Origin of the sequence: Micromonospora sp. ALFpr18c (genome assembly GCF_008868155.1) — a bacterium.
In the GTDB taxonomy this organism is placed as follows: Bacteria; Actinomycetota; Actinomycetes; order Mycobacteriales; family Micromonosporaceae; genus Micromonospora.
On record NZ_WBKR01000198.1, the window covers coordinates 1 to 11,325 of the forward strand.

The following is an 11,325-nucleotide window of genomic DNA, read 5'->3' on the forward strand; positions in this document are numbered from 1 at the left end:
CGCGATCGGCTGGCACCGCATCAACGGCGACACCAACATCGCCCGCGCCAACCGCCGCTCCGACCGCCGATCACACGACCTCATCGACGCCGTGACCAGCAGTTACACCAACACGCAATGACCCTGGAGTTCCAACTGAAAGACGTGACGGTACTGAATCTCGAACCGGAGCGGTGTGATGTCGTACTCAACCTCCCCCAGCTTGCGGACAACGCGAAAGCCCGTCAGCCCGGTCTCCTCGCGGGCGACGGTCTCCCCGCCGGCCGCGCTGATCACCGCCATCACCGGCCTGCTCGTCCTCGCTCCCCTGGCGATCCGGATCAACGGGCGCACCGGATTCCAGGTCATCACCGCCCGCGTCGCGTGGTGGCTCGCCCGATCCCGCCGCCACCACGTCTACATCTCCGGGGTCGCCTCCCGGGTCACCGCCGCCCACCAGTTGCCCGGGGTGCTGGCCCGATCCGAGGTGTACGAGGTCGAGACCGGCCGCTCCGGGCTCGTGGCTGTGGTCGTGGTGCCGCAGAGCCGGCACTACACCGTGACCCTGCGCTGCGCCCCCGAGGGCATGGACCTGGTCGACCAGGCCGTCATCGACGCCCGCGTCGGGCACCTGGCCTCGTGGCTGGCCGCGCTGTCGCGGGAGCCGCAGCTCGTGCAGGCTCAGGTCACCATCGAGACGACGCCGGATCCGGGCACCCGCCTCGCCACCGAGGTCGCCGCGACCTCTCGGCCCGACGCTCCTGCGTTGGCCCTGCAGGTCCTCAACGAGGTGGTCGAGTCGTACCCGGCCGGATCCGCGACCGTCGACACCCGGGTGTCGCTGACCTACACCGCCCCACCGGGGCGATCGATGTCGCACGAGGACGTCTGCCGGGAGGTCGCCGCCCGCCTGCCGCACCTGCACGCCGGGCTGACCGGCGCCACCGGCGACGGCATCATCCCGATGTCCGCCCGCGGGCTGGCCTCCGTGGTGCGTGCCGCCTACGACCCGGCCGCCGCGCTGGACCTCGCCCGCGACACCCAGCACACCCCCGACTGGCCCCAGGCCGGGCCCGTGGCCACCCGGGAGAGCTGGGACTCCTACCGGCACGACTCCGGGATCTCACGCACCTGGTGCCTGGTCGAAGCACCACGCGGGGTGGTGTACTCCCGGCTGTTCAGCCGGCTGACCGACCCCGACCCGCAACTGCTGCGCAAACGCGTCACGATGATCTACCGGCCGTACTCCCCCGGCGAGGCGGCCCGGCTCGTCGAGTCCGACAAGCGCGACGCCCGATTCCTGGCCGCCAAGAAGCATCGCCCCAGCGCCCGCGACCTCACCGACCTGGCCGCCGCCGAGCAGGCCGCCGAAGAAGAGGCCACCGGTGCCGGCGTCGTCCGGTTCACCGTGCTGGTCACCGCCACCGTCGCCGACGAGACGCAGCTCGACGAGGCCACCGGCGTCATCCGGGCCCGCGCCGGGGAGGCCCGCCTGGCGCTGCGCCCGATGTACGGGTGCCAGGCCGCCGGATTCGCCGCCGGCCTGCCCGCCGGCGTGGTCCTGCCCACCCACGCCACCATCCCCTTCTAGGACGCCGGCATGACCGAGAGCACCCGCGATACCGCCCCTCCCCCGCCACGTCGACCCGCCGGTCGCCGACCCGGCCGGCTCGGCTACACCGGGCCGGGCGGCGGGGCCTGGTCGTACATCGAAACGCCGACGGAGTACCGGGGCACCACCGTGCAGGTCTGCGGCCTGTTCCCGTTCGGCACCGGCGCGTCGACGCCGATGATCGGCGTTCCGATCGGCCGGCACCTCTACACCGGATCCGCGGTCTGTTTCGACCCGATCTCCTGGTACACCCGCGCCCGCCTGATCAACAACCCGTCGGTGTGGATCGAGGGTAAGCCCGGCATGGGCAAGTCCACCGCCGTACGGCGGATGGTCCTCGGCCTCACCGCCCAGGGCGTCACCCCGCTGATCCTCGGCGACCTCAAACCCGACTACGCCGAGCTGGTCCGCGCCCTCGGCGGGCAGGTCCTGCGCATCGGGCCCGGCCTCGACCGGATCAACCCCCTCGACGCCGGCCCGTGGCGCCAGGTCCTCGACCGGGTCGACGAGCGCACCGGCGCTGTCGTGCGCGCGGCCGTCACCGACCGGCGGCTGAACATGCTGGTCGCCCTGGCCACCCTGATCCGGCGCGGGCCCGTCAGCTCGGATGAGACCACCGTCCTCGCTGCCGCGCTGCGCTACCTCGCCGAACGCGAGACCGACACCCCACCGGTGCTCTCCGACGTCCTGCGCATCCTGCGCGACGCCCCCGCCGACGTCCGCGCCGTCACCCTCTGGCAGGAGGAGCACGACCTGCCGAAGTTTCGGGAAGAAACCAGCGGCCTGCATCGCACCTTGCTGGCGCTGCTGCACGGCCCGCTCGGCGACACCTTCGAGGGCCAGACCACCACCGCGATCCGCCTCGACACCCCCGCCGTCTGCGTGGACATCTCCAGCATCGACGACACCGACGAACTGCGGACCGCCGCAACGCTGCTGTCGACCTGGTCCTACGGCTTCGCCCAGGTCGAGGCCGCGCACCTGATGGCCGACCTCGGCCTCGCCCCCGCCCGGACGTTCTTCACCGTCCTCGACGAGCTGTGGCGGGCGCTGCGCGTCGGGCACGGCCTGGTCGACCGCGCCGACGGCCTCACCCGACTGAACCGGCAGAAGGGCACCGGCACCGCCTTCATCACCCACTCCCTGGCCGACCTGGAGGCGCTGCCCACCGCCCACGACCGGGCCAAAGCGAGAGGCTTCGCCGAACGCTCAGCGGTGCTGATGATCGGCCCCTGCTCGGAGCAGGAGCTGGACTCCGTCTCCCGCGTCCGACCGCTCTCGCAGGCCGAACGCCGCGAGGTGCTGTCCTGGTCGGCACCACCGTCCTGGACGGCCGCCGAGGGCAGCGGGACCGTCGGCCGGGGAAACTTCCTGATCAAGGTCGGGTCGAGACCGGGCATCCCAGTGCACCTGGAACCAACCGAGACGGAGCAGCAGCTCGGCAACACCGACTTCCGCTGGACGATGGCGTGAGCCGCCCCGCCGGCCCGCGCGGTGGCCACGACGACGCCGGCCTACTCGCCGGCGGCACCGCCGCCCTGGCCCTGATCGCCGCCAGCGGGGTGTGGCTGCCCGTCGCGCTCACCCACCCGCCCGGGTACACCGGTGGCGGCCCGATCCGGGTGGCCGCCGCAGTGGTACGCGGCGAGATCTCCTGGACCACCGCGTGCACGCTCGTCGCGGCGATCGAGGTCGGCGTCCTGGCGCTGCTCGCCACGGTGGGAGTCGCGGCGTGGCGGTGGGCTCGCCGGCGACGCACCCGCGTCGACTCCGCTGCCCGGCGGATGGCCAGCCGCGCCGACCTCGCCCACCTCAGCCCCAAGGGCGTCGCCGACAGCGGCCGGCGGCTGCGGCCCAGCCTCGCCGACGTCGACCGGCCCGACCCCGACCAGCTCGGCGTGCTGATCGCCTACACCGTCGCCGGCGGCATGCCACTACGCCAGTCCTGGGAGGACATGGCCGTCGACATCTGGGGCCCCCGCACCGGCAAAACGACCAGCCGCGCCATCCCCGCGATCGCCGCCGCCCCCGGGCCCACGCTGGTCACCAGCGTCAAGGGCGACATCGTCGACGCCACCCGCGACCTGCGCGCCACCCGTGGCACGGTGTGGGCGTTCGACCCGCAGCACATCCTCGGCCCCGACCAGGGCATGTGGTTCAACCCGCTGCGCGCCGTGGCCACCATCACCGACGCCCGCCGCCTCGGCGAGCACTTCGCCTCCGCCGAACGCGAACCCGGCGTCAGCCGCGACGCCTTCTTCGACCCCTCCAGCGAGGAACTGGTGGCGAACCTACTGCTGGCCGCCGCCTGCTCCGGCCGGGACATCCTCGCCGCGTACCGGTGGGCGGTCAGCCCCCGCGACGACGAACCGGCGATGCTGCTGCGCGAGCACGGCTTCGCGCTGCCCGCCGACGCGGTCTCCGGCGTGGTCAACATGCCCGACAAGACCCGCGGCGGCATCTACGCCGGCGCCCAGAAGATGCTCATGTGCCCCACCGAGCCCGCCGTCACCGCCTGGGTCACCCCACCGACCCGTGGCGGGGTCCCCGAGTTCGACCCGGCCGCGTTCGTGATCTCCACCGACGTGCTGTACCTGCTCTCCCAGGGCGGCCCCGGCTCCCCCGCCCCGCTCGTCGCCGCGCTCACCGACGCCGTCCTGCGCGCCGGCGAGCTGCGCGCCCGCGCCTCAGCCGGCCGCCGCCTGGACCCGCCGCTGCTGAGCATCCTCGACGAGGCCGCGAACATCTGCCGCCTGCGGCAACTGCCCAACCTGTACTCCTACTACGGCTCCCACGGCCTGCCGATCATCACCATCCTGCAGTCCTACCCCCAAGGCGTCGACGTGTGGGGACGCGAGGGCATGCGCAAGCTCTGGTCGGCGGCGAACGTCCGCACCTACGGCGGCGGCGTCGCCGACCCGGACTGGCTCGAAGAGCTGTCGAAGCTGATCGGCGAGCACGACGTCACCACCCGGTCGACCAGCAGCAGCGGATCCGGATGGGGCCAGCGGTCGGTCTCGCACGCCACCCGCCGCCAGCGCATCCTCGACGTCTCCGACCTGCACGCCCTGCCCCGCGGCCGGATGGTCGTCTACGCCTCCGGCGCCCCGCCCGCGCTCGCCCGCACCGCCCCCTGGCAAGACGGGCCCTACGCGGCCGCGATCCGCGCGTCGATCGCGCACTGGGACCCCACCGGCCGCACCGACTGGACCCTCACCCCCGACGTCCCACCGGAGCCGATCCCATGACCACGCCCACCGCCGGGCCGGCCGCCGACGCCGTCGCCGACCTCAGCGCGCTCCTTGGCCAGCTCGCCGGCGATCCGGGCGCAGCCCCGCCGGTCGCCGAGGCGCCGGCGGCGGAACCGGAAGGCGCGGAGCCGGTGTACCGCAACGTGGAGGCGTTCGTCGGCGACTACCTCGCCCACGTCGTCGAGCGGCGCCTCGCCTCCGGGCCCACCAGCGGCATCAACTGGTGCCCGCGGTGGTGGGCGCACCCCGAGGCGATCTCCCGCCTGTACGCGCTCTGGCGGGCCTGGGAAACCCTGCGGGTCAGCGACCCCCAAACCGGCATGAGCATCTGGTGGCGAGACCACCTCGACCCACACCTCGCCGCGCTCGCCGCCGAATACGGGCCCTTCAACCGGTGCAACCCGACCAAGCACACCGAGCCCCGTCCCCTGCCCACTGAGCTGGCACCACCGGAAGTCCTCGCCCAGCTTCCCGACACCGACAGCACCTGATTCCCCTGGCACCGCCACGAGGAGCTCGAACCCCTCTAGCTCCACCACGGATAATGGAGACATGGACACCGTCGCTGAGCTGACCCTCATCCGACACGGGCAGAGCCTGGCTAACGTCGCCTTCGCCGACGCACACGCACGGGGCCTGACCGACCATGGTCTGACCGGGCGAGATGCCGACATCGAGCTGTCGTCGCTGGGATGGGAGCAGGCCACCCGACTCGGTCACTGGCTCGCCGCTATACCCATTCACCGCCGGCCCCAACAGGTCATCTGCTCCCCCTACCTCCGCGCTCGGCAGACCTGGTCACGAACGGCGGAAACCGCGGCGCAGTCGGGTGGCGACTACCCCACCGCCGTCGTCGATCACCGTCTGTGCGATCGGCTCATGGGCGACCTGGAGCTACTGACCCCCGCCATGATCGCTCAACGGTTCCCCGCAGAGGCAGCCCGGCTCGCGGCCGAAGGCGAGTTCTCCTACCAACCTCCTGGCGGTGAGTCGTTCGCCGACATCGCTCGACGCCTGGCGGCCGTGCTGGCAGACCTGAACACCCAGCACGCGGGCCGGCGCGTCCTGCTCGTGGCCCACGACGCCGTGGTCGTGGTGATGCGCCACCTCATCGAAGGCCTCGGGTTCGACGAGATCGCTGCCATCGTCGCGACGACTCCGGTCGCGAACACGTCGATCACCCGGTACGACGGCACCGCCGGCGATCTCACGCTGGTGGAGTTCGCCGCAACCCCGCACCTTGAGCTAGGAAGGGACGAGCATGCCTTCGTCGGGAAATGACGAGTCGGTGCTGGGGAGCCTCACCCCGTCGCCGTTGACACCGGAGCAGCTCCACGATCACCAGGTCACCCGAGACCTGATCGCCCAGGCCCTCGCGGCCCAGTCCGCTCGCCGCTACGAGCTAGAGCAGACCGGCGGTGACCCGGGCTCCCTGGAGCAGGTCATCGCGTCTCAGAGCCGTCTCGCGCAGGCCCTGCGGGATCTCGACCCCGCCGACATCGACGAAGTCGCCCGGCACCGTGAGGAAAGCGTCGCCGTGCTGCGTCAGGCACGCGGTTGACCGAATTCCCTGACGGCGTGCTCTCCGAGGACGCCAACGAGCGGATCTTCCGCGACCAGATCGTCCCGATGTTCCTCACCGGCGCCCCATCCCAGCAGCGGCCGGTGGTGGTCATCGTGGGAGGACAGACCGGCGCGGGCAAGACGGCGGTCACCGCGATGGTGAAGCAAGCGCTGGGCTCGGGCAGTGGCTTCATCAACATCAACATGGACTTCTACAACCCGATGCACCCCAGCTTCCACCACTGGCAGGCCGAGGACGAAACCACGGCCAGCGCGAAGGTGCGACCGGACGGTGAACGCTGGTGGGGCAAGGCCCAGCAGTACGCCATCGACAACCGCTGCCACGTCGTCCTCGAGTCGGCCATGCGCTACGAGAGCGAGTTCGAGGACATCGCCCGCCGGTTCCACGACGCCGGCTACCGCGTCGAAGTCGCCATCGTCGCGGTCCCCGAGGCCCTCAGCCGTCTGGGGATCCTGCACCGGTACTGGAGCGAGGTTCAGGAAGTCGGCCGCGGCCGGCTGATCGACACCACCATTCACGACGAGTGCTACCACGGCGTCATCCGCGGCGCACACGCCGTCGACACCCAAGACTTGGCACACGTCGCCTTCGCGTTTCGGCGCAACGGCGAGGTCGTCTACGCCAACACCAGCACCACCGGCGCTTGGCAACGCCCTCCTGCGCTCACGGCCGCCATCAGCGCCGAGCGCCAACGCCCCTGGACGCCCACCGAACGGGCCTGGTACCTCGACAACTCTCACCGGCTACATAGCGCCATCGATCCCCGCTGGCATCCAATCCTCGACGCGATCGACACGGCAGCCGCGCCGCTGCTGACAACGCCCGCCAGCGCCCGCGCCCGACGGGCTGCCCTGGCTATCCACGGCAGTACCCGGCAAGCGATTCAAGGCACGACCGATGCCCCAAAGGTTCCCAGGCCGGGCCCTGCCATTGACCGATCAGCCCCCAGCCAACGCGACGCGGGCCGATGACGACTCGTCGGCCATCGAGCCTCCTGTCTGCTGCTGGCGGATCGCTCGTTGGATTCGCCTCACCGACTCGAAGTCCAACATGCGTGGGAGACGCCGAACTGGGCCATCACCTGGGTGTGATCCGACGTCCTTCACCGATAGGGGGCGGTCACGGCAGGTCCGATGCCCGCCCTCCGTCGATTCGATACGGTGAGGTCCATGAGCGACCAAGACCTGCAGGACACCGGGGCGGTGACAGCCTGGCACAACGAAGAGGGCTGGGGGACTGTCGCTCTCGACCACTCCGAGCTAACCGCGTGGACCCACTACAGCGCGATCGTCGCTGGGCCAACGCAGTATCGAAGCCTCATGCCAGGCCAGCGGGTGCGCTGCCATTACGAAGTTCCCGGCCAGGACGGGTACCCGGCCAGGGCGACCAAGATCACGCCCCTATAGCCGGAGCAGCTCCCCGGAGCCACACCCACTTGGCCCTTGACCAACGGCAGTGGATCCGGCGCTACGTGGCGCGTCGCATCGCCGCGGTGGTGGGCAGCTCGGCGTCGACGGACAGCGAGACGCCGTCTCCCGAGCGCCGGCGCATCGGGCGGCTGGTGTGAATGATGGTGAGAGCCTGGGCGACGGCGGCGGCGTGCAGCTCGTCGACGTCGCCGGCGACGAGCCGAATCCGGATCACGTGGTCGCCTCCCGAACGCAATTACCCCACTGACCGCCGCTGGCGGCGATGCGGCCGAAGCCTTACTGGGCAGACTCCTGGACCAGTGACACGAAGGATGACCTGCGCAGCGGACCACCGGCTTCGATCTTCACGGCACCGGTCTCGACGAGTGGCTTGAGTGCCTTGATGACATGCTCAGGTCGGTACACGGTCTCGAACAGAGCGAAGTGGCGTAGATCCTCCACACGGACCGGCGCGCTGTCCCGCAGCCTCTGCTGCAGCAGTCGAGTCAGCGGTCCGAGGAGAGGCTCGTCCAAGGCGAACAACGTTTCTGCCTGATCGTCGCGTGGGTCACGAAAGCCGACCCCCTGAAGTCGATCGACCTCCCAGAGGCTGTCCTTCATCTTCTGCACGCCGAGGGGATGCCCCGTGCCGAAGACGAGATACAGGGGCTGGCCGTTGCGGGGGACAAGTTCGAAGTCCAACAGGTATGGAAAACCCGCTGCTTTAGGGCTTTCCGGTAGCAGGTCAGGATGTGCCGACTCTTCGCTTCCGGCGGCAGGTTGACGACGTCACGCCAGTGAGGGTCTCCGCCGAACACGTCGTCGCCCTTCTCCTTATCCAACCGGCTGACGAAGCGGACGAAGTGCTGCGGGAGCAGCGTGACGATGACTTCGGTGGACACGTTCGTGGCCAAGCGCTGCAGGAGCTTGAAAGGGACGGGCGCGTTGCCCCAGGAGTCGAGGTTAGCGAATATTGGCTGGCCCCAGGCTTGTACGCGGTCGAGCGCGACCTCAAGGTCTTCGGCGCAGGTGCCCTTTTTCCTCCAGACGGGCATGGCGGCGTCGGTCCTTGGCCGTTTCGGAAACGCTTTGAGTAGGGTCTCCCCCAGCATGTCGACGCAACGCTGATCATCATCAATGAAGACGAATCGGGCGATGCCCTTGTTCGGTGGAACCTCGCCGACGAGCGCGCGGATTGCGATGACGGGGGAGCCGTCCTCGCCACCGCTGTAGACGCCGGGTCCGGCGAACCCCTCGGCGTACGTGACTGAGGGGTAGGCGTTCGAGCTGGCGAGCAGGATCGGGAACCATCGCTCGAGGTAGCGGCGGTAAATCTCGTGCTTGGCGCCTGTGTGTTCCGCGCACTGCCATGGCATGGCGGACCGGGGGGAGCGGATGCGGGGGCGAACGCCGTAACCGATTTGCCGGGTGTTTTCTCTAGATTGACGGTCGGACGGGGGCGGAATCGGGCACGGGAGCGGCGGTGGGGGTGATGGTGGCCATGGCGGCGTCGGAGCCCCGGTGACGCAACTCGGTCGGCAGCACTGCCAGCGCGGTCAGCGCGCCGAGTAGGCCCGTCGCGGCGAAGCCCCAGGCCGGCGCGGAGGCGTCGATTACCGCGCCGGCCAGCGGGGCGCCGAGCGCCAGCCCTGTCACCATCGCCGATGCGTGCAGGCCCATCGCCTCACCCCGTGCGCTCGCCGGCGCCAGCCGACTCACCGCGTCGGCGGTGGCGGCTACGGTGGGCGCGGTGAGGACCCCGGATGGCAGCAGCACCAAGGCGAGCAACCACCAGTCGCCGCTGCCCAGACCAATCGGAATGGTGACCAGACCGAGTAGCAGGGTAAGGGCCAGCGACGGCACGGGGCGGGACAGCGCGCCGTAGGTGAAGCCGCCAACCAACGAGTACGAGGCCCAGAGCGCCAGCACCACACCGGTCCAGTTGACCTGCCCGGCGTCACGCAGGACCGCCACCAGTGTCACATCGATGCCGGCGATTACCAGCGTGCTGGCTGCTCCACCGGCGAGCAGCCCGATCAGCCGTGGGGTCAGCCACTGCCGGCGGGGCAGCGGCTGCGCGGGCGTCGTCTGCTCGTCCCGGGCCCGGGTCGGCGGGTTGAGCACCAGCAGGGTGAGTCCGGCCAGCACGATGCCGCCGCCGACGGCGTACATGGTCAGAGTGGGCGAAGCACTGGTGGCCAGGGCCACCGCCCCCGCCGGCCCGATCATGAAGCTGAGTTCGACCGACATCGAGTCCAGCGCGTACGCCTGGCGGCGATGGGTCGGCGGGACCAGCGCGGCGATCGACTGCCGGACCACGGAGAAGACCGGGAGGGTGAGCAGCCCGCCGACGAACGCTGCGCTGAGCAGCACCGGGTACGGCAGGACCGGCGCTGTGGCCCAGAACAGCGCCTCGACCACCGTGGTCAGCAGCAGCATGGGCCGTAGGCCGCGCCGGTCGACCAGCCGGCCGAGGAGTGGTGCGCCGAGCGCCGAACCGACCGTCAGCGCGGCCCCGACCAGTCCGGCGGCGAAATAACCGTGGCCCAGATCGAGGACGTGCAGCGTCATTACTACGGCGGTGGCCGCCACCGGCACCCGGGCCAGGATCGCGACCAGCAGTAGGGGTCGCAATCCTGGCAGCGCGAGCGCGTCCCGATAAGGCTTCAGATCCAACACGATCCGCACCTCCCGGGAGATCCAAGGCCGAAGCCGTCCTCGTGCACACCGAGGCCCCAGTCGTCCTGACGCTCAGAAGGAGCGGCATGCAAACCGCTGGTCGGCAGTATCGGTTCGGGCATGCGGCCGACCGTATTACCGGTCCCGCAGGTCAGACCAGCGATCCAATCGCAAGATCAAAAACGCTCAGGGGTCGATTCTGCCATGACAACCGCCGCCCCCTAGGCGAAGTAGAAGGGGGCGCCATGCCGCGCTCCAGGGCCGCATCAGGAACCTCAACGAAGGCTTTCACCACGAGAAAGGCGGCAGTCAGGCTCGGTTTAAGATCGGCCAATTGTGATGTGCACCACAATTGTCACGGCCGAGGGGTTGATCCGCGATCCGTGTTCATTCGTCTGCGATGCAGTGACCGAGCGTAGTCATCAGTTGCCTCCGGACGATCGCGGCGGAATATCCGGAACTACCTTGCGGGCCGCTGGTCACCGGCCGTCATCCGCACCGTCAACAGTACGCGACAGAAGTCCCCACTGAGGTCGCGCGGCGAATCGGCACCGATGGAGGGCAGTCGCGGCGGACCCACCCCCGGGCAATGAGCAGGGCTATTGCGTAGTCGCTTGAGTGCCGGCTGACCTGCGGGGACTCGCGGTCAACCGTTCGGTGCAGGTGGTCCGTTTCATGATCAGGATGTGAGGCCGAGGATGGTGAATGGCCTGGTCATGTTGCGGGCTGCCCAGCGGGTGGCTTCGGTGATGTCGGGTCGGCCGGCCAGGCGTAGGGCGTTGATGGCGAGGTTGCGTAGCGAGGCCAGGA

11 protein-coding genes are annotated in these 11,325 nt (G+C 70.2%); 7 read left to right on the forward strand and 4 right to left on the reverse strand.

The genetic code is table 11. The annotated features are described in order from the left end of the window. The first annotated feature begins 202 nt into the window (after positions 1-202). The 7 genes from F8271_RS26010 (at position 203) to F8271_RS26040 (ending at position 7,398) form a co-directional block, all read left to right on the forward strand. Entirely contained in the window at positions 203-1,570 is a 1,368-nt protein-coding gene (locus F8271_RS26010; RefSeq protein WP_225854769.1) for an SCO6880 family protein, read from the forward strand. Positions 1,571-1,579: 9 nt separating this feature from the next. Then, complete coding sequence (locus F8271_RS26015; RefSeq protein ID WP_151492458.1) at positions 1,580-3,064, forward strand: ATP/GTP-binding protein; 1,485 nt, start codon at positions 1,580-1,582, stop codon at positions 3,062-3,064. Beyond that, a complete protein-coding gene (locus F8271_RS26020) occupies positions 3,061-4,839 on the forward strand; it encodes a type IV secretory system conjugative DNA transfer family protein (RefSeq protein ID WP_151492459.1) in 1,779 nt (592 codons plus the stop codon). The genes F8271_RS26015 and F8271_RS26020 overlap by 4 nt, the downstream gene beginning before the upstream one ends. Then, complete coding sequence (locus F8271_RS26025) at positions 4,836-5,333, forward strand: DUF4913 domain-containing protein (protein WP_192580457.1); 498 nt, start codon at positions 4,836-4,838, stop codon at positions 5,331-5,333. Before F8271_RS26020 ends, F8271_RS26025 begins: the two co-directional genes overlap by 4 nt. 61 nt (positions 5,334-5,394) lie before the next feature. Further along, positions 5,395-6,123: a histidine phosphatase family protein gene (locus F8271_RS26030; RefSeq protein ID WP_151492460.1), complete on the forward strand. Its 729-nt coding sequence runs from the start codon at positions 5,395-5,397 to the stop codon at positions 6,121-6,123. Next, positions 6,104-6,403: a hypothetical protein gene (locus tag F8271_RS26035; RefSeq protein ID WP_151492461.1), complete on the forward strand. Its 300-nt coding sequence runs from the start codon at positions 6,104-6,106 to the stop codon at positions 6,401-6,403. Before F8271_RS26030 ends, F8271_RS26035 begins: the two co-directional genes overlap by 20 nt. 17 nt (positions 6,404-6,420) lie before the next feature. Further along, on the forward strand, positions 6,421-7,398 hold the full coding sequence (locus tag F8271_RS26040; RefSeq protein ID WP_151492462.1) for a zeta toxin family protein: 978 nt from the start codon (positions 6,421-6,423) through the stop codon (positions 7,396-7,398). Between the two features lie 496 nt (positions 7,399-7,894). Here F8271_RS26040 and F8271_RS32620 read toward each other — a convergent pair whose 3' ends face one another. The 4 genes from F8271_RS32620 to F8271_RS26055 all read right to left on the reverse strand — a co-directional run bounded on the left by F8271_RS32620 (position 7,895) and on the right by F8271_RS26055 (position 10,536). Further along, positions 7,895-8,071 (reverse strand): hypothetical protein, encoded by a 177-nt coding sequence (locus tag F8271_RS32620; protein ID WP_192580458.1) that lies wholly within the window; start codon positions 8,069-8,071, stop codon positions 7,895-7,897. Positions 8,072-8,133: 62 nt separating this feature from the next. Then, positions 8,134-8,466, reverse strand: coding sequence for a hypothetical protein (locus F8271_RS33420; RefSeq protein ID WP_225854770.1), 333 nt, complete (start codon positions 8,464-8,466; stop codon positions 8,134-8,136). Then, positions 8,454-9,212, reverse strand: coding sequence for a three-Cys-motif partner protein TcmP (tcmP, locus tag F8271_RS26050; RefSeq protein WP_225854771.1), 759 nt, complete (start codon positions 9,210-9,212; stop codon positions 8,454-8,456). Before tcmP ends, F8271_RS33420 begins: the two co-directional genes overlap by 13 nt. Before the next feature lie 61 nt (positions 9,213-9,273). Further along, positions 9,274-10,536 carry an MFS transporter gene (locus tag F8271_RS26055; RefSeq protein WP_151492464.1) on the reverse strand — a complete coding sequence of 421 codons (1,263 nt, stop codon included), beginning with the start codon at positions 10,534-10,536 and terminating at the stop codon, positions 9,274-9,276. Positions 10,537-11,325 lie beyond the last annotated feature (789 nt).